Raw genomic sequence first — 20,761 nt, 5'->3', positions numbered from 1 at the left:
GGGCCCTTCCGGCGGTTCCGACTCTATCAGATCCTTTCGGCGTCTGATTCCCAGTCAGCGGGTTTGTCTTCCCGGCCCGTTGGGCCGTTCCGACGAGTGAGACTTTAGCGGATTCCTTGCCTCCGAGCTAATCGGGGGCCGGCGCTCAAACCTTCGAACGCGGATTCCTCATTTCGCAAAAATGCACGGAAAGGCAAAACGGCGACGACGAATCGACACCATCAGGCGTTGAGTGGTTCTTGCGGAATCGCTGTCCGGGGCCGACCGGGGTCGGTGCTCACGTCGGACAACTCGGAGAACACTACGGATCGGGGAATCCCGTGTCAACCCGGGGCCCAGGGCGTAGCCTGTGCGTATGACAACGCATGCGCACAGCACTCAGTGGTGGGCCGCCTGACCGGCGGCCCGTAGCTCACGCATGCAGACAACGGCCGCCGCCTCGGCGGCCGTTCGCGTATCCCCCTCCGGGAGCCCGGCCGACGAGCCGGCGGGCATCCGACGAGAGAGGGACATCCAAGGCCATGAAGCGGATCTTCAGCGGGGTCAAGCCGACCGGGCATCTGACGCTGGGCAACTACCTCGGGGCCGTACGGCGGTGGGTCGAGGTCGACCAGCACCAGGCGGACGCGCTGTTCAGCGTGGTGGACCTGCACGCGCTGACCGTCGAGCACGATCCGGCGCGGGTGACACGGCTGAGCCGGCAGGCGGCGACGCTGCTGCTCGCGGCCGGGCTCGACCCCGAGCGCTGCACCGTCTTCGTACAGAGTCATGTGGACGAGCACGCGCGACTCTCGTACCTGATGGAGTGTGTGGCCACGGACGGCGAGATGCGGCGCATGATCCAGTACAAGGAGAAGAGCGTCCGGGCGCAGGCGTCCGGGCAGAGCGTGCGGCTCTCGCTGCTGACGTATCCGGCGCTGATGGCGGCCGACATCCTCGCGTACGGGACGGACGAGGTGCCGGTGGGTGAGGACCAGACGCAGCACGTGGAGCTGGCGCGGGATCTGGCGGTGCGGTTCAACCACCGGTACGGGCAGGTGTTCACGGTGCCCAAGGCGGTGAACCCGGTGGTGGCCGCGCGGGTCATGGATCTGCAGGACCCGACCTCGAAGATGGGGAAGTCGCACGAGAACGGGGCCGGGATCATCTATCTGCTCGACGACGCCGACACCGTGCGACGGAAGATCATGCGGGCCGTGACGGACAGCGGGCGGGAGGTCGTCTACGACCGGGAGACCAGTCCCGGGGTCGCGAACCTGGTGGATCTGCTGGCCGCCGCCACCGGCTGCCGCGGTCTGGCCGAGCTCGCCGACACGTACGACTCGTACGGCGCCCTGAAGAAGGACACCGCTGAGGCGGTCGTCGAGCTGCTGCGGCCGGTGCGGGAGCGGCACGCCGAGCTGGCGGCGGATCCGGGGTACGTGGAGAAGGTGCTGCGGGCCGGGGCCGAGCGGGCGCGCGGGATGGCGCGGCCGGTGGTCGACCGGGCCTATCGGGCGATCGGGCTGTTGCCGGCGTTCTGACGGAAGGCCTGACGGAACGCCAGGCGGTAGTCGCGCGGGCTGGTGGCGAGGTGCGAGGCGAAGTGCTGGCGCATCGTGACCTCGCTGCCGAAGCCCGCGCGGCGGGCCACCTCGGGGAGGGGGTGGTCGGTGCGTTCGAGGAGCTTCTGAGCGGCGGCCACGCGCTGGGCGATCAGCCAGCGGGCGGGGGTGGTGCCGGTCGTCGCCTGGAAGTGGCGGGCGAAGGAGCGCGGGGACATGCCGGCGCGGGCGGCGAGGCTCGCGACGGTGTGCGGCTCGTCGAGGTGGGCGAGGGCGTGGGCGCGTACGGCGGCGAGGGCGTCGGCGTCGCGGTCGGCGCGCGGGGTGGGGCGCTCGATGAACTGGGCCTGGGTGCCGGTGCGGAACGGGGCGGTGACCATGGCGCGGGCGATGGTGGCGGCGACCTCGGCACCGTGGGCCGTACGGACCAGGTGGAGGCAGAGGTCGATGCCCGCGGCCGTACCGGCGGAGGTCCAGATGCCGGTGTCCTCGACGAACAGGGCCTCGGCCTCGACGGTCACGCGGGGGTGGCGGGCGGCGAGGGCCGGGGCGAGGCGCCAGTGGGTGACGGCGCGGCGGCCGTCGAGGAGCCCGGCGCGGGCGAGGACGAAGGCACCGGCGCAGAGGGAGGCGACGGGGATGCCGTTGGCGTGGGCGCGGCGCAGTGCGTCGAGGACGGGGGCGGGGAGGTCGGCGTCGGGGTCCTCGATGCCGGGGACGAGCACGAGGTCGGTGGGGGTGAGCTCGTCGAGCCAGGTCAGGGGGCGGTCGGGGGTGAGGCTGAGGCCGCCGCGGATCGGGACGGGGGCGGTCGGGTCGGCGGCGGCGCGGCGGAGGTCGAAGGCGGGGACGCCGCGGCCGGTGCGGTCGTTGCCCCAGACCTCGGTGATGACGGAGACGTCGAAGGCGCGGATGCCGGGGAAGGCGAGGAGGGCGACGCGTTGCGGCATGGCTGGCAGTAAACCATCGATCGATGGCTTTCGCGCCTCTGGGGCCGGACTCCGGACGGCGGCAGGATTCAGGGCATGGAGATCACGGAGAACATCACGGTCGAGAACAACGCGGCGCTCATCGTCATCGACGTCCAGAAGGGCTTCGAGGACGCCTTCTGGGGCCGGCGGGACAACCCGGAGGCCGAGCAGAACATGGCGGCGCTCATCGACCGCTGGCAGGAGACGGGGCGGCCGGTCGTCTTCGTACGGCATGACTCGCCGCGGGCCGGTTCGCCGCTGGCCCTGGGGACCGAGGGCAACGAGCTCAAGGACTTCGTCGAGGAGCGGCGGGGCAAGGGGTCGGGGCCTGAGCTGTTCGTCACCAAGACCGTGAACTCGGTCTTCTACGGGGAGCCGGACCTGGACACCTGGCTGAAGGGTGCGGGAATCCGGCAGTTCGTGATCGTCGGGATCCAGACCAACATGTGCAACGAGACGACCGCGCGGATGGGCGGCAACCTCGGCTACGACGTGCTGTTCCCGCTCGACGCGATGCACACCTTCGACCTGGCCGGCCCGTTCGGGTGGAAGCAGTCGGCGGAGGAGCTGACCCGGGCGACGGCGGTGTCGCTGCACGGCGGGAAGTTCGCCCGGGTCGTGACCACGGAGGACGTGCTGAAGGGGACCGTGGCGGAGTAAGGCTCAGCCGTAGGGCTCAGCCGTTGCCGGAGGCGAGCTCGCGGCTGCGGTCGCGGGCGGCCTCCAGGGCGGCGATGAGGGCGGCCCGTACCCCGTGGTTCTCCAGCTCGCGGATGGCGGAGATGGTGGTGCCGGCCGGGGAGGTGACGGCCTCGCGGAGCTTGACCGGGTGCTCGCCGCTGTCGCGGAGCATCACGGCGGCGCCGATGGCGGCCTGGACGATCAGGTCGTGGGCCTGGGCGCGGGGCAGGCCGAGGAGGATGCCGGCGTCGGTCATGGCCTCGACGAGGTAGTAGAAGTACGCCGGGCCGGAGCCGGAGAGGGCGGTGGCGGCGTCCTGCTGGGACTCGGGGACGCGCAGGGTCTTGCCGACGCCGCCGAAGATCTCCTCGGTGTGGACGAGGTGCTCGGGGGTGGCGTGGCTGCCGGCGGAGATCACCGACATGCCCTCGTCGACGAGCACGGGGGTGTTGGGCATGACGCGGACCACGGGGGTGCCCGCGGTCAGCCGCTCCTCGATGAAGGCGGTGGTGATGCCGGCGGCGGCGCTGACGATCAGGCGGTCGGCGGTGACGTGCGGGGCGAGCTCGTCGAGCAGGCGGCCCATGTCCTGGGGCTTCACGGCGAGGATGAGGGTGTCGGCGCGCTTGGCGGCCTCGGCGTTGGAGACGGCCTCGACGCCGTAGCGGGCGCGGAGCTCCTCGGCGCGCTCCGCTCGGCGGGTGGTGACGAGGAGGTCGGCGGGGCGCCAGCCGGCGCGGATCATGCCGCTGAGGAGCGCTTCACCGATCTTGCCGGTGCCGAGGACTGCGACGGTCTGGGTCATGGCTCTGTTCACCTCGCCGGAGGGGGTACGTGCGGCCATCCTCGCACCGGCCGCTCTCCGGGTGCCGACCTGTCCGAGGGGCGGTCACGCCGTCCGGCGGCGGAGGGTCGCGGCGCCGAGGGCCAGGACCAGGACGGCGCAGCCGGCGACGATCAGGACGTCGCGCAGGAAGTCCGCGGTGACGTCGGTGTGGCGCAGGACCTCGTTCATGCCGTCGACGGCGTACGACATGGGCAGGACGTTCGAGATGCCTTCGAGCACGGGGGCCATCTGGTCGCGCGGGGTGAACAGGCCGCACAGCAGCAGCTGCGGGAAGATCACGGCCGGCATGAACTGGACGGCCTGGAACTCGGACGCGGCGAAGGCCGAGACGAAGAGGCCGAGGGCGGTGCCGAGCAGCGCGTCGAGCAGGGCGACCAGGAGCAGCAGCCAGGGCGAGCCGACGACGTCGAGGCCGAGGAACCAGATGGCGAGGCCGGTGGCGAGGACCGACTGGACGACGGCGATCAGGCCGAACGCGAGGGCGTAGCCGGCGATGAGGTCGCCCTTGGCCAGGGGCATCGCGAGGAGGCGTTCGAGGGTGCCGGAGGTGCGCTCGCGCAGGGTGGCGATCGAGGTCACCAGGAACATGGTGATCAGCGGGAAGATGCCGAGCAGCGAGGCGCCGATGTTGTCGAAGGTCTGCGGGCTCCCGTCGAAGACGTAGCGGAGCAGGAAGAGCATCACGCAGGGCACGAGCAGCATCAGCGCGATCGAGCGCGGGTCGTGGCGGAGCTGGCGCAGGACGCGGGCGGCGGTGGCGAGGGTGCGGGCGCTGCTCATCGGCGGGGCTCCTCGGTGGTGGTACGGGTCTGGGCGCGGGTGGCACCGGTGGCGTCGGCACCGGATCCGTCGGCACCTGAGCCACCAGCGGCGTCAGCACCAGCGGCTCCGACAGCGGAGGCGGCGCGGGCCGCGGCGGCGTCGACCAGGTGGAGGAAGGCGTCCTCGACGGTGGCGGTGTCGTTGCGGCGCCGGAGCGCCTCGGGGGTGTCCTCGGCGAGCAGTTCGCCCTCGCGGAGCAGGAGCAGCCGGTGGCAGCGCTCGGCCTCGTCCATGACGTGCGAGGAGATCAGGAGCGTGGTGCCCCGGTCGGCGGCGATGCGGTGGAACAGGTCCCACAGGTCGCGGCGGAGCACGGGGTCGAGGCCGACGGTGGGTTCGTCGAGGACGAGGAGTTCGGGGGTGCCGAGCAGGGCGACGGCGAGCGAGACCCGGCTGCGCTGGCCGCCGGAGAGGCGGCCGGCGAGGGCGTCGGCGTGGGAGGCGAGGTCGACGTCGCCGATGGCCCGCTCGACGGCGTCGCGGCGTTCGGCGCGGTGCGGGCGGCCGGGGAGCAGAACGGCGGCGAAGTAGTCGAGGTTCTGGCGGACGGTGAGGTCGTCGTAGACGGACGGCGCCTGGGTGACGTAGCCGATGCGGGAGCGCAGGGCGGGGTCGCCGGCGGGGCGGCCGAGGACGTCGAGGGTGCCGGTGACCTTGGCCTGGGTGCCGACGATCGCGCGCATCAGGGTGGTCTTGCCGCAGCCGGAGGGGCCGAGGAGGCCGGTGATCCGGCCGCGCGGGACGGCGAAGTCGAGGCCGCGCAGGACGGGGCGGTCGCCGCGGACGACGGTGAGGGCGGACGCGGTGATGGCGGCGGTGGCGGTGGCCTGGGCGGCCTCCGGGCCGCCCTCACCCACTTTATTCATCATGCGATGAATAATGGGCCTGAGGGTGCCGCACGTCAAGGACCCCCGGACGGTGAACGTCCGGGGGTCCTCGGGAAGTCTTTTCGGGGCGGAGATCAGCCGCGCTTCGGCCTCTTGCGGCCGGGCGAGCGGTCGGCGGGGCGGCCCGCCGGGGCCGGGCGGCCCGCCGGATTGCCCGTGCTCTTCGCACGGCGCTTCTCGAAGCGGGCGAGCGCCTCCTCGTACTCCGTGCGCCGCAGCTTCTCGCCGGGCGCCTCGGAGAGACTGCGGACGAAATAGGCGAGCAGCGAGCCGACGAAGCCGATGGCCTTCAGGCTGCGCAGCGCCTCCTCGCGGGCCGGGTCGGCCGGGCGGTGGACGAAGCCCTCCCAGGTCTTGCGGAAGGCGATCGCGCTGCAGATCGCGAACATCACGACCACCAGCGTGTTCACGAAGCCGCCGATCTTCGCGATCTCCAGGCCCTGGTAGGCGAAGCGCAGCACCAGGCAGCCGGCGCCCACGGCGGCCAGCGAGCCGACCGCCACGCCGGCCCGGCGCAGCCCGTAGCCACCGCTGTGGTCCACCCAGGTCGTACCGAAGAAGCGGAGCTCCTCGGGCCGCGGCCCGGCGGGGGTGGCGGTGGCGGTCCTGCTCTGCTTGTCGTCGCTTGCGTCGCTCACGGGATCGATTATCCCCGGGGCGGCGGAAAACCGACGTCAGCGGCGGCAGGACCGACGGGGATCAGCAGCGGCCGGCGACGAAGCCGTCGCTGCCGGTGTGCACGTACGCGTCGGAGACGTACTCCGCCCCGTCGTCGATCTTGTCCCAGATGTTCGTGGTGCCGTACGGGCCGGAGACCCACGTGCCGTACGTCTGGCAGTAGACCGCCACCGTGGCGTCGAGCGGCAGGGTGCGGATGATCGGGTACTGGGTGCCCGGGCCCGAGCGGACGTTGAGCCGGACCCCGGGCGCGACCGGGTAGCGCTGGATGCTCATGGATTCCTCCCCCGTTGGCCGGAAAGCGCCCCCGTACGACCCGTACGAAGCGCTCCCCCGGATTTCACTCACTGCGACGCGCAGGCTAGCAAGCCCCACCGACATCGGCCGCACCATGGACTAGGCTCCGTGCGTCGCGCGGGCGCGCGGACATGACGGGGAACCACACGGGGGTCGGCGATGCCGCCGTTGCGCAAGACCGGTGCCGACCGGGAAGCCGAAGGGCCCGACTACGCGGGCGAGTACCGGCTCCAGGCCTGTCTCGGCGCCGGCGGCATGGGCGTCGTCCATCTCGCCACCTCCGCCTCGGGCCTGCGGCTCGCGGTCAAGGTGGTGCACGAACAGTACGCGGAGGACCCCGAGTTCAGGGCCCGCTTCCGGCAGGAGGTCGCGGCCGCGCGGCGGGTCAGCGGGGCCTTCACCGCGCCCGTCGTGGACGCCGACCCCGATGCCGTACGCCCCTGGATGGCCACCCTCTACGTGCCCGGCCCCACCCTCGCCGACCAGGTGAAGCGGAGCGGCCCGCTGTCCCCCGCCGAACTGCGCCGGCTCACCGCCGGGCTCGCGGAGGCGCTGCGCGACATCCACCGGGCGGGCGTGGTGCACCGCGACCTCAAGCCCAGCAACGTGCTGCTCACCGACTCCGGTCCGAAGGTCATCGACTTCGGGATCTCGCGGCCCGTCGACAGCGATCTGCGCACGGAGACCGGGAAGCTGATCGGCTCGCCGCCCTTCATGGCGCCCGAACAGTTCCAGCGCCCCAGGGAGGTCGGGCCGGCCGCGGACGTCTTCGCGCTCGGGTCGGTGCTCGTGCACGCGGCGACCGGGCACGGGCCCTTCGACTCGGAGAGCCCGTACATCGTCGCGTACCAGGTCGTGCACGACGAGCCCGATCTGACGGGCGTTCCGGAAGAGCTCGCCCCGCTCGTCGCGCGCTGCCTCGCCAAGGAGCCCGGCGAACGGCCCACTCCCGCCGAGATCATGGCGGCGCTGCTGCCGCCCTCGTACGAGGCGGCGGCCTTCATACCGGCCCAGCGGCGCCCCGTCCTCCCCCCAGCCGACCCCGGGGCCGACGCCGGTGCCGCCTGGGACGCCGACACGCCCGTACGGGCCGTCGCCCCCGCGGCCGCGGCCCGGCGGCGCAGGCGGCGACGCGTGCCGCTCGCCGTCGCCGCCGCGCTGGTGCTCGCCGCCGGCGGCACCGTCGCCGCCCTGTCGTACGGCGGCGGGTCCGCGCCCGCCCCGCCGCACCCCGCCGAGGCCGCGAAGACCTTCAGCGGCTGGCGGACGGCCCTGCAGAAGGGCGGCGAGCCCGCCGCCCCCGCCTGTGTCCACGACGGCGGCGCGCTCTACTGCTCCGCGCGCGGGATCGCCGCCGCCCGGCTCGACCCGGCCACCGGGCGGATCGTCTGGTCCCGCCCCGGGCCCGCCGGCGAGATGCCGCCGCCGGCCCCGGCCCCGCTGGCCGGCGGCCGGATCGCCGCCGGACCGGCGCCGGGCGAGCTCCGTACGTACGGCGCCGACGGCACCCCCGGCTGGCAGCGGACCTCGAAGGGCAGCCGGCCCGAGAGCCCCCACGCCGCCGGGGACGTCCTCGTCCTCTCCGACGGCACCGCCGTGCTGCGGGCCGTCGACGCGGCCACCGGCCGGGAGCTGTGGCACCACGCGCTGCGCGGGCACCCGTACCCGGTGCCGGGGGCGTACGACCCGGCCACCGGGCTGCTCACCGTCACCGAGGTGCTCGCCGACGGCCGCCACACGCGCGTGAGCACCGTCCGGCCGCGCACCGGCGAGGTCGTCCGGCAGATACGGCTCACCGGCGCCCTCTCCCCCGCCGACGAGGTGCGGGACGGGGCTCTGGTCCTGGCCGCCGTGAACCCCGAGGGGCTCGCCGAGGCCGTCGTGCGCTACGGCCTCGCGGACGGCTCGGTCCACCGGACGGCCCTGCCCTACCCGGTCGACAGCCCGTCGCTCGCCGCGCACGGGAACGTCGTCCACCTGCTCACGTCCGGCGGGCGGCTGAGCGCCCTCGACGTCTCCGGGGCCCGGGGCCGCCTCCTGTGGGAGCTGGAGACCGCCGCCACGCACGTCTCCGCCCCCGTCGTCTCCCCCGACGGCACCCGCCTGTACCTGTCCGCCCCCGACGGCCGCCTCCTCGCCGTCGACGCCCACCGCGGCACCCTCCTCGGCCAGACCTCCCCCCGCCTGGCCGACGGCCGCCTCTCCACCGCCTCCCGCTTCCCGGCCCCGACCCTCGCCGACGGCCACGTGTACGGCACGGCACCGGACGGCTCGGTCTTCGCGGTGGACGCGGGGGATCCTGGGGGCTGGTAGCCCCCGGGGGGGGTGCGGGCGGGGCCGGGCGGGGCCGGGGGCTTCGCCCGGCCGGCCAGCGGGCGGTCCGGCGAGGCACCGGGCCGCCGCCACGACAGGCCCTGGGGCCGCAGGCCCGGGGCGGGGGGGCCGGGGGCGGCCGAGCCGCCGCTCCGGCGAACGCCCGGGGCACAGGCCTGGGCGCAGCCCAAGGCCCGAAGCTGGGGCACGCAGCGAGCCCGGGACTACCGGACCACCCGGGCCGGAGACCGGTGGCCGGGGGCTTCGCCCGGCCGGCCAGCGGGCGAGGCGGCGAGGCGCCGGGCCGCCGCCACGGCGAACGCCCAAGGCCGGAGGCCCGACCCGGGAGCCGGGCCGCCGGCCGACCCGGCCGACTGGCGAGGCACCGGGCCGCCGCCACGGCGAGCCCTCGGGCCGCAGGCCTGAGGGCCAAAGCCCGGGCGCAGGCCCCAGTGCACGCCCCGCGCGCGAAACGGCGGTGGTCGGGGCCCCGCGGGGTCCGGGTCACCGCCGTTTCGGCTGCGGTCCCGGCCGTCAGGCCAGCTTCGTCACGTCGCGCACCGCGCCCTTGTCCGCGCTCGTCGCCATCGCCGCGTACGCGCGCAGCGCCGCCGTGACCTTGCGTTCGCGGTTCTTCGGAGCGTAGACGCCGCCGAGGGCCTCGCGGCGGGCGGTCAGGGTCGCGTCGTCGACGAGGAGGTCGATCGAACGGTTCGGGATGTCGATGCGGATGCGGTCGCCGTCCTCGACGAGGGCGATGGTGCCGCCCGAGGCGGCCTCCGGGGAGGCGTGGCCGATGGAGAGGCCCGAGGTGCCGCCGGAGAAGCGCCCGTCGGTGACGAGGGCGCAGGTCTTGCCGAGGCCGCGGCCCTTGAGGAAGGAGGTCGGGTAGAGCATCTCCTGCATGCCGGGGCCGCCCTTGGGGCCCTCGTAACGGATGACGACCACGTCACCGTCCTTGACCTGCTTGTTGAGGATCTTCTCGACGGCCTCCTCCTGCGACTCGCAGACGACCGCCGGGCCCTCGAAGGTCCAGATCGACTCGTCGACGCCGGCGGTCTTCACCACGCAGCCGTCGACGGCGATGTTGCCGCGCAGCACGGCCAGGCCGCCGTCCTTGGAGTAGGCGTGCTCGACGGAGCGGATGCAGCCGGCCGCCGCGTCCACATCAAGGGTGTCCCAGCGCTCGGACTGGGAGAAGGCCTCGGCCGAGCGGACGCAGCCGGGGGCCGCGTGCCACAGCTCGACGGCCTCCTCGGACGGAGACCCGCCGCGCACGTCCCAGTTCTTCAGCCAGTCCGCGAGGGACGGGCTGTGGACGGCGTGCACGTCCTCGTTGAGCAGGCCCGCGCGGTGCAGCTCGCCGAGGATCGCGGGGATGCCGCCGGCCCGGTGCACGTCCTCCATGTAGTACGTGCCGCGCGGCGCGACGTTCGGGGCGACCTTGGCCAGGCACGGCACGCGGCGCGAGACCGCGTCCATGTCCGACAGGCCGTAGTCCAGCTCGGCCTCCTGCGCGGCGGCCAGCAGGTGCAGGATCGTGTTGGTGGAGCCGCCCATGGCGATGTCGAGGGCCATCGCGTTCTCGAAGGCGGCCTTCGTCGCGACGGAGCGCGGCAGGACGGACGCGTCGTCCTCGTCGTAGTAGCGGCGCGTGATGTCGACGATGGTGCGCGCGGCGTTCTCGTAGAGCGCCCGGCGCGCCGTGTGGGTGGCGAGGACGGAGCCGTTGCCGGGGAGGGAGAGGCCGATGGCCTCGGTCAGGCAGTTCATCGAGTTGGCGGTGAACATGCCGGAACAGGACCCGCAGGTCGGACAGGCGCTCTCCTCGATACGGAGGATGTCCGCGTCCGACACCTTGTCGTTGACGGCCTCGGAGATCGCGTCGACCAGGTCGAGCGTACGGACCGTGCCGTCGACGAGCGTCGCGCGGCCGGACTCCATGGGGCCGCCGGAGACGAAGACCGTCGGGATGTTGAGGCGCAGCGACGCCATCAGCATGCCGGGGGTGATCTTGTCGCAGTTGGAGATGCAGATCAGGGCGTCGGCGCAGTGCGCCTCGACCATGTACTCCACGCTGTCCGCGATCAGGTCGCGGGAGGGGAGGGAGTAGAGCATGCCGCCGTGGCCCATGGCGATGCCGTCGTCCACGGCGATCGTGTTGAACTCGCGGGCGATGCCGCCCGCGGCCGTGATGGCCTCGGAGACGATCCGGCCCACCGGCTGGAGGTGGGTGTGGCCGGGGACGAACTCGGTGAAGGAGTTCGCCACCGCGATGATCGGCTTCCGCCCGATGTCCGCGCCCGGTACACCGGAGGCGCGCATAAGGGCGCGGGCGCCCGCCATGTTGCGGCCGTGGGTGACTGTGCGGGACCTCAGCTCGGGCATCGTCGCTCGCTCCTCGTGATGGGTGGGTCTGGAGTCGAGCGTACGCTTCGACTCCAAGATCTGGACGTCCAAGTCCATAGTGCGGACGGTAGTCGGGAGGTGCCGGGCCGGGCCGGTCGGCCCGGGGGCCGGTCCGGCGGCTCGGGGGTCCGTCCGGCGGTCCGATGGCTCGGTGGTCCGGCGATCCTCGGTCCGCCGATCCCCCGCTCAGCTCTCCGTCAGATAGCGCTGCAGCGTCGGCGCCACCTGCGCCACGATCGCCTCCGGGTCCGCCGACGCCAGCGGCTCCACCTGGATCACATACCGCAGGATCGCGATCCCGATCATGTGCGAGGCCGCCAGCTCCGCCCGGAACTTCGGATCCGGTACGTCGAGTTCGCCGGCGATCCGCTCCAGGAGCCGGCGCAGTACGAAGCTCCGCAGCACCTTCGCCGCCGCCTCGTGCGTCAGCGCCGACCGTACGACGGCGAGCAGCGGGGCCCGCGACGCCGGGTTCTCCCACACGCCGATGAAGAAGCGGGCCAGGCGCTCGCCGATCGCCTCGCGCGGGCCGCCGAGGATCGCCGGGACCGCGACCGTCGGCTCGAAGGAGACCTCGATCGCCGCCGCGAAGACCTCGTCCTTCGTCCCGTAGTAGTGGTGCACGAGCGCCGGGTCGACCCCGGCCGCCTTCGCGATGCCGCGCACCGAGGTCTTGTCGTACCCCTTCTCGGCGAACAGCTCCCGCGCCGCCGCCAGGATCCGCTCCCGCGCGCCCGGGCCGCCGCCGGCCGCCGCCGTACGGGAGGGGCGGCCGCGGCGCCGGGGCGCCTCGTCGGCCGGACCGGTCCGGCTGGTCGGAGCGTCGTCGCTCACGCGCGCGTGCCCCTCGACGCGGCGGCCAGGTGGAGCCGGGTGAAGGCCAGCGCCTCGGCGAGGTCGGCCTCGCGTTCGGCGGAGGACATCGCGCGCCGGGTGTTGACCTCGATCACGACATGGCCGGAATAGGCGTTGCGGGCGAGGTGCTCCAGGAGCTCCGCGCACGGCTGGTTGCCCCGGCCCGGCACGAGGTGCTCGTCCTTCGCCGACCCGCGCCCGTCGGCGAGGTGGACATGGCCGAGGCGGTCGCCCATGCGGTCGATCATGGCGAGGGTGTCGGTGCGGGCGGTCGCGGTGTGCGAGAGGTCGATCGTGAAGTGCCGGTAGTCGCCCTTGGTGACGTCCCACTCGGGGGCGTACGCGAGCATCTCGCGGTCCTTGTAGCGCCACGGGTACATGTTCTCGACGGCGAACCGGACGTCCGTCTCGTCCGCCATCCGCCAGATGCCGGTGACGAAGTCCCGGGCGTACTGGCGCTGCCAGCGGAACGGCGGGTGCACGACGACGGTCGACGCGCCCAGCTTCTCGGCCGCCGCCTGGGCGCGCTGGAGCTTGACCCACGGGTCGGTGGACCAGACGCGCTGGGTGATCAGGAGGCAGGGCGCGTGCACGGCGAGGATCGGCACCTGGTGGTAGTCCGAGAGCCGGCGCAGCGCCTCGATGTCCTGGCTGACCGGATCGGTCCACACCATGACCTCGACGCCGTCGTAACCGAGGCGCGCGGCGACCTCGAAGGCCGTCGCCGTCGACTCCGGATACACCGAGGCCGTCGACAGGGCGACCTTCGCATCCGGGATGCGCACCGCTGGTTCTGCCACGGGGACAGGGTACGGGGCGGGGCTGTGGGCCGGGGCGTGGTTCCGGTCACGCGCGGGGCGGGCGCCCGGCCTGGCGGCGGTCTCTCGGGCGCGGGCGCCGGACGAAGCCCCGGCCGTACCGGGGGGCGCGGGTGGGAGGCAGTGCCAGGCCTCGGCGGAGCCGGGCAGAGCCCGGCTCCGTTGGAGGCGGGACCGCGGCGGAACGGGCCCTCGGGCTCAGGGAGCCGGGCGGAGCCCCGGCCCCGGCCGCAGCTGAGGCGCGGAACCCGGCCTGCCCCGCCGAACCCGGGCCGCGGGCGGACAGCCGGCCAAAGCCCAGCCGTGGACCCCGCCGACGCCGGCGGCGTCCGCGAGGACGGAGAGCCCGGCGTACGGGTGGCCGGGGTTCGGCGGAACGGGACCTCGGGCAGTGGGTTGCCCTCGGGGAGGAAGGAGGAGGTCTTGTCGATCGTGGTGTTGTTGGAGCCGGCCAGGTCGGCCGAGCCGCCCCACAGCTCCGGGACCACCGCGCCGAGCGCCTGCAGCACCTTGCCGGAGGCCGCACGCGTCGCGACACCCTTGCTGGTCTCGAAGACCGGGGGCTCAGGGAGCCAGGCTGCGCCCCGGCCCCGGGCCCGGCGCGCAGCCTGGCGGCGGCCCCTCAGGCGCGGGGATCGGGGCGGAGCCCCGGCGCGGGCCGCGCGCGGGGCCCGGCCCGCGCCCGCCGAGCCCGGCCCGTACGGGGCGGATGGGGGCGTCGTCGGAGACCAGGCCCCACCCCACGCCGTACGCCTACGGCAGGTGGTCCAGCCTCCGCAGGATCACGCCCTCCCGCAGCGCCCACGGGCAGATCTCCAGGCGGTCCACGCCGAAGAGGTCCATCGCGCCCTCGGCGACGAGCGCGCCCGCCAGGAGCTGGGCGGCGCGGCCCTCGGAGACGCCCGGGAGGAGGGCGCGCTCGGGGGAGGTCATCGCGGCGAGGCGCGGCACCCACTCCTCCAGGGCCGTCCTGGACAGGGTGCGCTGGACGTAGAGGCCCTCGCCGGAGCCGGGGGCGCCGGCGATACGGGCGAGCTGCTTGAAGGTCTTCGAGGTGGCCACCACGTGGTCGGGCCGGCCGAAGCGGCTGAACTCGCCGACCGTACGGGCGATCTGCGCCCGGACATGCCGGCGCAGCGCCTTCACGTCGGCGGCGTCCGGCGGGTCGCCGGGCAGCCAGCCCTTGGTGAGCCGGCCGGCGCCGAGCGGCAGGGAGACGGCCGCGTCGGGCTCCTCGTCGATGCCGAAGGCGACCTCCAGGGAGCCGCCGCCGATGTCGAGGAGGAACAGCTTCCCCGACGACCAGCCGTACCAGCGCCGGGCGGCCAGGAAGGTGAGCCGGGCCTCCTCCGGGCCGGTGAGGACCTGGAGCGCGATGCCCGTCTCCTCGTACACGCGGGCGAGGACCTCGTCGGCGTTGCTGGCCTCGCGGACCGCGGAGGTCGCGAAGGGCAGGACCTCCTCGCAGCCCTTGTCCTCGGCGGCGGTGAGCGCGTCGCGGACCGTGGCGACGAGCCGCTCCACGCCCGCCTCGGCGATGGCGCCGCGCTCGTCGAGCAGCTCGGCGAGGCGGAGCTCCGCCTTGTGGGAGTGGGCGGGCAGCGGGCGGGCGCCGGGGTGGGCGTCCACCACCAGCAGATGCACTGTGTTCGAACCGACGTCGAGGACTCCGAGTCTCATGGACGGAAACGCTACTGCGCGAGCCGCATACGCTTGGTGTCGTGCCAAAGACGAAAAAGGCGAAGCCGGGCAAAGCCAGTGCCGACGAGAGTGCAGCGAAGGCCGTGACGGACGTGAAGGCCGCGCGGACCGCGCACGCGGCCAAGGCCGTGAAGGCGGTCAAGGCCGGGAAGAAGCGCGCCAAGGACGCCGGGCCCGACGAGCCCGACGAGAAGGGCCTGGACTTCCCCCGCGCGTGGGTGGAGTTCGCCGACCCGGCGGACGAGGAGCAGGTCTACCGCTGTGACCTGACCTGGCTCACGTCCCGCTGGACCTGCATCTTCGGCAACGGCTGCCAGGGCATCCGGGAGGGCCGGGCGGACGACGGCTGCTGCACGCTGGGCGCGCACTTCTCCGACGAGGACGACGAGAAGCGGGTCGCCGGGCACGTGGCGCGGCTGACGCCGGAGCTGTGGCAGTTCCACGACGTGGGCACGGAGACCGGCTGGGTGCAGGTCGACGAGGACGGCGAGCGGCAGACCCGCCGCTGGCAGGGCTCGTGCATCTTCCAGAACCGGCCCGGTTTCGCGGGCGGCGCGGGCTGCTCGCTGCACATCCTGGCGATGCAGGAGGGCCGGGAGCCGCTTGAGACCAAGCCGGACGTGTGCTGGCAGCTGCCGGTGCGGCGGACGTACGACTGGATCGAGCGGCCGGACGACACCAAGGTGCTCCAGGTGTCGATCGGCGAGTACGACCGGCGCGGCTGGGGCCCGGGCGGCCATGACCTGCACTGGTACTGCACCACGGCGAGCTCGGCGCACGTCGGCGCGGAGCCGGTGTACGTCTCGTACCGGCCCGAGCTCGTCGAGATGATGGGCCGGGCGGCGTACGACGTGCTCGTCGGCCTGTGCGAGGCGCGGCTGGCCTCCCAGCTGCCGCTGGTGGCACCTCACCCGGCCGATCCCGCCTAGATCTCCTGGATCTCAGCCGGCCCCCTCAGCTCTGGGAGGGCGCCGGGTCCGTGCTGCCGCCCGGGGAGCCGGTGGACGACGAGTCCGTCGGCGCCGGGGTGGGCTCGGTCGTCGGCGGCTCGGTCGTGGGCTCGCCGGTGGGCGGCTCGGTCGTCGGATCGGTGGTGGGTTCGGTGGTCGGCGGCTCGGTCGGCGGCTCGCTGGTGGGCGGGGTCGTCGTCGGCTCGTCCGTCCGGGGCGGCGGGGTGGTGGGGTGCGTCGTCGTGGGCGGCGGGGTCGCCCCGTACCCGTCGATCCGCACCACCGCGCCCGAGGGGTTCACGCCGACCCGGGCGCTCCAGGCGCCGGCCGGCTCCCGCGAGCGGTCGACGAAGATCCGTACGGTGACCGACTCGCCCGGGCCGAGGGTGCCGGAGGCCTGGCTGACGTACAGCCACGGCGCGTCCGACCAGAGCGCCCAGGTGCCCGGGGTGCCGCCCTCGTTGGTGAGGGTGAGCAGGGTCGTCGCGCCGTTGCCGCGCGCCGTGACGGTGATCTGCGCGGGCGCGGGCTGTCCGGGCACGGCCGGGCCGGTGGGCGCGCCGGGGCTGATCACCTCGACGGAGACGTCCGGGGAGCGGCTGCCGCGGGTGAAGCGCGGGTCGGGGGTGGTGCGGGCGTTGCCCGCGTTCTCGTAGCGGTCGTACGGGCGCTTGCCCGAGCCGCCCTGGGTGTCGCCCGGCCCGTCGGCCTCGCGGGCGCTGATTCTGGCCCCGTCCGGGCCCTCGTCGCCGGCCGGGGTGCCGCGGTACGAGGTCCACAGCGCGAGCACCGGCGCGGCGACGACCGCGGCGACCACGGTGGTGGTGACGGCCCTGGCCCGCATCCGGTCGCGGCGGGCCGCGTGGTCCTTCGGGTCGAGCGGGAAGCCGGTCGGGCCGAATCGGGGCGCACCCGCGCGTGCGCGCGGGACGTGCAGCATCGCGACGTACGCGGCGGCGCGCGGCGCCTCGACGATCGGCAGGCCGCCGGCCGCCGGCACGGCGGCCGCGCCCGGCCAGGGCCCGGCGGCGCCGGCCCGTTCGGCGGCCCGGCGGCAGCGCGGGCAGTCGTCCACGTGCCGCACCAGCTCGGCGCGCAGCGCCGCCGAGAGCAGCACCTGGTGGTCCCCGGTGAGCCGGGCCACGGTCGGGCAGTCGCCGGTCTCGACGACGGCGAGGGCGGCCCGGGTGCGCTCCACCTCGCAGCCCGCGGAGGACAGCAGCTCACGGGCGGCGACCGGGTCGAGCGACAGGACGGCCGCGACCTCGCCGGCCCCGAGCCCGTGGCGTACGGCCAGCTCCAGGGCCTCCCGCTGCTCGGGCGTCGTCCCCGCGGCCTCCGGCCAGGCCAGCGCGGCGAGCTCGCCCCGGCGCCGCTCGGCGACCTCCTGCGAGACCCGGGGCGGCGCGGGCGCGGCGACGGCGGGCCGGCCGGTGTGCGCACCCTTGTGCACGCCCTGCCGACGGCGCCGCTGCTCGCCGAGGCTGCGCAGACAGGCCCAGCGCGCGAGCGCGTAGAGCCAGGCCCGCCGTCCGCTCTCGTCCGACGGGCAGCGCCCGTGGTGCCGCTCGGCCACGGCGAGGACGTCGCCGAGGACGGCGGTGGCGGTGTCGTGGTCGCAGAGCACCGAGAGGCAGTAGGTGAACAGGCCGTCCAGATACGCCTCGTAGCGCGCGGGAGGCCGCCGGCCGAGGGTCCGGGGGCCGCCGGTGCGGGTGGGGTGTTCCAGCCTGCTGCTCGTCACTGGGCGACCGTAGGCAGGAGGAAGGGGGCACTTCTCACCGCTTGCATGCTTTTAATCCGTACGGGTGAAGCCGTCATCCGAAAGGGGACACGCGGGCCCCGAGCTCGGGCCAGAGCCCGCTCGTGCGTGGTTGCGGCACGGCGTCCGCGCGCGTCGTTGCGGCGTGGCGTCCGCAACGCCGGCGGGGGCCGCGCCGGGCGCGACGCGGGCCACGCAGGGCGCGACGCGGGTCGGGCCGGGCGGGCCGGGTGGGTCCTGGGCGGCTCGGACGGCGCCCCGGTGCGGGTCCCGGTGCGGGCCCGGGTGCGGGCCCCGGTGCGGGCCCGGGCGGGGTTGTCAGTGGGGGCCGCTACGGTGTCGGTCATGGCTGCTCGTACCAAATCCGCCAAGGACCGGCCGTCCTACCGCTGCACCGAGTGCGGCTGGCAGACCGCGAAATGGCTCGGTCGCTGCCCCGAGTGTCAGGCCTGGGGGACGGTCGAGGAGTACGGCACGCCCGCCGTGCGGACCACCGCCGCCGGGCGGGTGTCGTCCGCCGCGCTGCCCATCGGGCAGGTCGACGGGCGGCAGGCGACCGCCCGGGGCACCGGTGTCGCCGAGCTCGACCGGGTGCTCGGCGGCGGGCTCGTGCCCGGCGCCGTCGTGCTGATCGCGGGCGAGCCGGGCGTCGGCAAGTCGACGCTGCTGCTCGACGTCGCCGCCAAGGCCGCGAGCGACGAGCACCGCACCCTCTATGTGACGGGCGAGGAGTCCGCGAGCCAGGTCCGGCTGCGCGCCGACCGGATCAACGCGCTCAGCGACCACCTCTATCTGGCGGCCGAGACCGACCTGTCCGCCGTCCTCGCGCACCTGGACGAGGTCAAGCCCTCGCTGCTGATCCTGGACTCGGTGCAGACCGTCGCCTCCCCCGAGATCGACGGCGCGCCCGGCGGCATGGCGCAGGTCCGCGAGGTGGCCGGCGCGCTGATCCGGGCCTCCAAGGAGCGGGGCATGTCCACCCTGCTCGTCGGCCATGTGACCAAGGACGGCGCCATCGCGGGCCCCCGGCTCCTGGAGCACCTGGTCGACGTGGTGCTGCACTTCGAGGGCGACCGGCACGCGCGCCTCCGCCTGGTCCGGGGCGTGAAGAACCGGTACGGGGCCACGGACGAGGTCGGCTGCTTCGAACTGCACGACGAGGGCATCACCGGGCTCGCCGACCCCTCCGGGCTCTTCCTGACCCGGCGTGACGTGGCCGTGCCCGGCACCTGTCTGACCGTGACCCTGGAGGGCCGCCGGCCGCTCGTGGCCGAGGTGCAGGCGCTGACGGTGGACTCGCAGATCCCGTCGCCGCGCCGGACCACCTCCGGTCTGGAGACCTCCCGGGTGTCGATGATGCTGGCCGTCCTGGAGCAGCGCGGCCGGATCAGCGCGCTCGGCAAGCGGGACATCTACAGCGCGACGGTGGGCGGCGTGAAGCTGTCCGAGCCCGCCGCCGACCTGGCCATCGCCCTCGCGCTCGCGTCCGCCGCGAGCGACACCCCGCTGCCGAAGAACCTGGTCGCGATCGGCGAGGTCGGCCTCGCGGGCGAGGTGCGCCGGGTGACCGGCGTCCAGCGGCGCCTCGCGGAGGCGCACCGGCTCGGCTTCACCCACGCCCTGGTCCCGTCCGACCCGGGCAAGGTGCCGGCCGGCATGAAGGTCACCGAGGTCGCGGACATGGGCGACGCCCTGCGGGTCCTGCCGCGCGGCCGCCGCCCGCGCGCGGAGGCGGAGGAGCGGGGGTAGGACGGTACGGCCTCCGGCACACCACCTCCCGTACGGGCACGGCTGGGGGGCCGGACGGTGGTTAGGCGCGAGCCGGACGGGGCATGAACGGCGGGTCCGTCCAGGGCCCGGTGGCGAAGGTTCGCCACCGCCCGCCGGGGGTCCGTACGGCCTCCCGGCTACGGTCGAGCGGGGCGCGCACAGCGCGTTCGCCCGGGCCCGAAAGGTGCCCGGCACACGCCCCGCGCGGGCGCCGTGACCGCGCTTCGCGGTGTGCGGGCGCGAAGGGCCTGCGGCGCGGGGCCCGGGGCGGCGGGGCGGTGTCGCTAGACTTTGCCCTGGTCTCGCCCATCCGTACGAGCCGGAGGAGTCTAGTGGCAGCCAAGGACAACGAGGCACTGATGCGTGCGTCGCTCAGCGCCGTCGCCCCCGGCACCGCCCTCCGCGACGGGCTCGAACGCATTCTCCGCGGCAACACCGGCGGTCTGATCGTGCTCGGCATGGACAAGACCGTCGAGTCGATGTGCACCGGCGGATTCGTCATCGACGTCGAGTTCACCGCCACCCGCCTGCGCGAGCTGTGCAAGCTCGACGGGGCGCTCGTCCTCGACAAGGACATCTCGAAGATCCTGCGGGCCGGCGTGCAGCTGGTGCCCGACGCGTCGATCCCCACCGAGGAGACCGGCACCCGGCACCGCACCGCCGACCGGGTCTCCAAGCAGTGCGGCTTCCCCGTCGTCTCCGTCTCCCAGTCGATGCGTCTGATCGCCCTGTACGTCGACGGCGAGCGCCGCGTCCTGGAGGAGTCGGGCGCGATCCTGTCCCGGGCCAACCAGGCCCTGGCGACCCTGGAGCGCTACAAGCTGCGCCTGGACGAGGTGGCCGGCACGCTCTCCGCCCTGGAGATCGAGGACCTCGTGACCGTCCGGGACGTGACCGCGGTCGCGCAGCGCCTGGAGATGGTGCGCCGGATCGCCACCGAGATCGCCGAGTACGTGGTGGAGCTCGGCACCGACGGGCGGCTGCTCTCGCTCCAGCTCGACGAGCTGATCGCGGGCGTGGAGCCGGAGCGCGAGCTGGTCATCCGCGACTACGTGCCCGAGCCGACGGCCAAGCGCTCCCGCACGGTCCCCGAGGCGCTCACCGAGCTGGACGCGCTCACCCACGCCGAGCTGCTCGAACTGCCGATCGTGGCCCGCGCCCTCGGCTACAGCGGTTCCATGGAGACCCTGGACTCGGCGGTCTCGCCGCGCGGCTACCGGCTGCTCGCCAAGGTGCCGCGGCTGCCCGGCGCGATCATCGAGCGGCTCGTGGAGCACTTCGGCGGGCTGCAGAAGCTGCTCGCGGCGAGCGTGGACGACCTGCAGACCGTGGACGGCGTCGGCGAGGCCCGGGCGCGCAGCGTCCGTGAGGGCCTGTCGCGGCTCGCGGAGTCCTCGATCCTGGAGCGGTACGTCTAGTCTCCACTGCCTTACGGGAGAGGCCCCGGGACGAGTCG

Annotated in this window: 17 protein-coding genes; 6 read left to right on the top strand and 11 right to left on the bottom strand. The window is 74.3% G+C overall.

Annotation, left to right across the window (positions count from 1 at the left end; genetic code table 11):
• Positions 1–521: 521 nt before the first annotated feature.
• Complete coding sequence (trpS, locus tag AB0C73_RS32295; RefSeq protein WP_362536943.1) at positions 522–1,523, top strand: tryptophan--tRNA ligase; 1,002 nt, start codon at positions 522–524, stop codon at positions 1,521–1,523.
• Here trpS and AB0C73_RS32290 read toward each other — a convergent pair.
• Complete coding sequence (locus tag AB0C73_RS32290; protein WP_362536942.1) at positions 1,490–2,494, bottom strand: helix-turn-helix domain-containing protein; 1,005 nt, start codon at positions 2,492–2,494, stop codon at positions 1,490–1,492. The genes trpS and AB0C73_RS32290 overlap by 34 nt on opposite strands.
• Positions 2,495–2,569: 75 nt before the next feature.
• Between AB0C73_RS32290 and AB0C73_RS32285 the strand changes: the two genes are divergently transcribed.
• Positions 2,570–3,175 (top strand): cysteine hydrolase family protein, encoded by a 606-nt coding sequence (locus tag AB0C73_RS32285; protein ID WP_362536941.1) that lies wholly within the window; start codon positions 2,570–2,572, stop codon positions 3,173–3,175.
• 16 nt (positions 3,176–3,191) lie between these two features.
• Here AB0C73_RS32285 and proC read toward each other — a convergent pair whose 3' ends face one another.
• From proC to AB0C73_RS32260, 5 genes are all read right to left on the bottom strand, one after another.
• Positions 3,192–4,001: a pyrroline-5-carboxylate reductase gene (gene proC, locus AB0C73_RS32280; protein ID WP_362536940.1), complete on the bottom strand. Its 810-nt coding sequence runs from the start codon at positions 3,999–4,001 to the stop codon at positions 3,192–3,194.
• Positions 4,002–4,085: 84 nt separating this feature from the next.
• Complete coding sequence (locus tag AB0C73_RS32275; RefSeq protein ID WP_362536939.1) at positions 4,086–4,823, bottom strand: ABC transporter permease; 738 nt, start codon at positions 4,821–4,823, stop codon at positions 4,086–4,088.
• Complete coding sequence (locus AB0C73_RS32270) at positions 4,820–5,734, bottom strand: ABC transporter ATP-binding protein (protein ID WP_362536938.1); 915 nt, start codon at positions 5,732–5,734, stop codon at positions 4,820–4,822. Before AB0C73_RS32270 ends, AB0C73_RS32275 begins: the two co-directional genes overlap by 4 nt.
• 92 nt (positions 5,735–5,826) lie before the next feature.
• Positions 5,827–6,390 carry a hypothetical protein gene (locus tag AB0C73_RS32265; protein ID WP_362536937.1) on the bottom strand — a complete coding sequence of 188 codons (564 nt, stop codon included), beginning with the start codon at positions 6,388–6,390 and terminating at the stop codon, positions 5,827–5,829.
• A gap of 61 nt (positions 6,391–6,451) precedes the next feature.
• Entirely contained in the window at positions 6,452–6,706 is a 255-nt protein-coding gene (locus tag AB0C73_RS32260; protein ID WP_362536936.1) for an SH3 domain-containing protein, read from the bottom strand.
• Positions 6,707–6,886: 180 nt separating this feature from the next.
• Here AB0C73_RS32260 and AB0C73_RS32255 point away from each other — a divergent pair, with 180 nt between their 5' ends.
• On the top strand, positions 6,887–9,040 hold the full coding sequence (locus AB0C73_RS32255) for a PQQ-binding-like beta-propeller repeat protein (protein ID WP_362536935.1): 2,154 nt from the start codon (positions 6,887–6,889) through the stop codon (positions 9,038–9,040).
• Positions 9,041–9,574: 534 nt separating this feature from the next.
• Here AB0C73_RS32255 and ilvD read toward each other — a convergent pair.
• From ilvD to AB0C73_RS32235, 4 genes are all read right to left on the bottom strand, one after another.
• Positions 9,575–11,428, bottom strand: coding sequence for a dihydroxy-acid dehydratase (ilvD, locus tag AB0C73_RS32250; RefSeq protein WP_362536934.1), 1,854 nt, complete (start codon positions 11,426–11,428; stop codon positions 9,575–9,577).
• A gap of 207 nt (positions 11,429–11,635) precedes the next feature.
• The gene (locus AB0C73_RS32245; RefSeq protein ID WP_362536933.1) at positions 11,636–12,283 is read right to left on the bottom strand and encodes a TetR family transcriptional regulator; all 648 of its coding nucleotides are present in this window, start codon (positions 12,281–12,283) and stop codon (positions 11,636–11,638) included.
• Positions 12,280–13,104, bottom strand: coding sequence for a sugar phosphate isomerase/epimerase (locus tag AB0C73_RS32240; RefSeq protein ID WP_362536932.1), 825 nt, complete (start codon positions 13,102–13,104; stop codon positions 12,280–12,282). The genes AB0C73_RS32245 and AB0C73_RS32240 overlap by 4 nt, the downstream gene beginning before the upstream one ends.
• A gap of 771 nt (positions 13,105–13,875) precedes the next feature.
• Positions 13,876–14,802: a Ppx/GppA phosphatase family protein gene (locus tag AB0C73_RS32235; RefSeq protein WP_362536931.1), complete on the bottom strand. Its 927-nt coding sequence runs from the start codon at positions 14,800–14,802 to the stop codon at positions 13,876–13,878.
• Positions 14,803–14,951: 149 nt separating this feature from the next.
• Between AB0C73_RS32235 and AB0C73_RS32230 the strand changes: the two genes are divergently transcribed.
• The gene (locus AB0C73_RS32230) at positions 14,952–15,752 is read left to right on the top strand and encodes a hypothetical protein (protein ID WP_362536948.1); all 801 of its coding nucleotides are present in this window, start codon (positions 14,952–14,954) and stop codon (positions 15,750–15,752) included.
• A gap of 25 nt (positions 15,753–15,777) precedes the next feature.
• Here the strand turns inward: AB0C73_RS32230 and AB0C73_RS32225 are convergent, their stop codons facing one another.
• Positions 15,778–17,517: a hypothetical protein gene (locus AB0C73_RS32225; protein ID WP_362536930.1), complete on the bottom strand. Its 1,740-nt coding sequence runs from the start codon at positions 17,515–17,517 to the stop codon at positions 15,778–15,780.
• Between the two features lie 363 nt (positions 17,518–17,880).
• Here AB0C73_RS32225 and radA point away from each other — a divergent pair, with 363 nt between their 5' ends.
• Both radA and disA read left to right on the top strand, forming a co-directional pair.
• Positions 17,881–19,284, top strand: a complete 1,404-nt coding sequence (gene radA, locus AB0C73_RS32220) for a DNA repair protein RadA (RefSeq protein WP_362536929.1) — start codon at positions 17,881–17,883, stop codon at positions 19,282–19,284.
• Between the two features lie 380 nt (positions 19,285–19,664).
• Positions 19,665–20,723: a DNA integrity scanning diadenylate cyclase DisA gene (gene disA / locus AB0C73_RS32215; RefSeq protein ID WP_362536947.1), complete on the top strand. Its 1,059-nt coding sequence runs from the start codon at positions 19,665–19,667 to the stop codon at positions 20,721–20,723.
• Positions 20,724–20,761: the final 38 nt, after the last annotated feature.

It is taken from the genome of Streptomyces sp. NPDC048623 (assembly GCF_040650755.1).
Lineage (GTDB): Bacteria > Actinomycetota > Actinomycetes > Streptomycetales > Streptomycetaceae > Streptomyces.
This window is presented reverse-complemented; position numbering and strand designations above follow the sequence as displayed.

Coding starts and splice junctions, on each gene's coding strand:
- ilvD (WP_362536934.1), bottom strand. CDS start 11,428: ATGCCCGAGCTGAGGTCCCGCACAGTCACCCACGGCCGCAACATGGCG.
- AB0C73_RS32260 (WP_362536936.1), bottom strand. CDS start 6,706: ATGAGCATCCAGCGCTACCCGGTCGCGCCCGGGGTCCGGCTCAACGTC.
- AB0C73_RS32285 (WP_362536941.1), top strand. CDS start 2,570: ATGGAGATCACGGAGAACATCACGGTCGAGAACAACGCGGCGCTCATC.
- AB0C73_RS32270 (WP_362536938.1), bottom strand. CDS start 5,734: ATGATGAATAAAGTGGGTGAGGGCGGCCCGGAGGCCGCCCAGGCCACC.
- AB0C73_RS32235 (WP_362536931.1), bottom strand. CDS start 14,802: ATGAGACTCGGAGTCCTCGACGTCGGTTCGAACACAGTGCATCTGCTG.
- proC (WP_362536940.1), bottom strand. CDS start 4,001: ATGACCCAGACCGTCGCAGTCCTCGGCACCGGCAAGATCGGTGAAGCG.
- radA (WP_362536929.1), top strand. CDS start 17,881: ATGGCTGCTCGTACCAAATCCGCCAAGGACCGGCCGTCCTACCGCTGC.
- AB0C73_RS32290 (WP_362536942.1), bottom strand. CDS start 2,494: ATGCCGCAACGCGTCGCCCTCCTCGCCTTCCCCGGCATCCGCGCCTTC.
- AB0C73_RS32275 (WP_362536939.1), bottom strand. CDS start 4,823: ATGAGCAGCGCCCGCACCCTCGCCACCGCCGCCCGCGTCCTGCGCCAG.
- trpS (WP_362536943.1), top strand. CDS start 522: ATGAAGCGGATCTTCAGCGGGGTCAAGCCGACCGGGCATCTGACGCTG.
- disA (WP_362536947.1), top strand. CDS start 19,665: ATGCGTGCGTCGCTCAGCGCCGTCGCCCCCGGCACCGCCCTCCGCGAC.
- AB0C73_RS32255 (WP_362536935.1), top strand. CDS start 6,887: ATGCCGCCGTTGCGCAAGACCGGTGCCGACCGGGAAGCCGAAGGGCCC.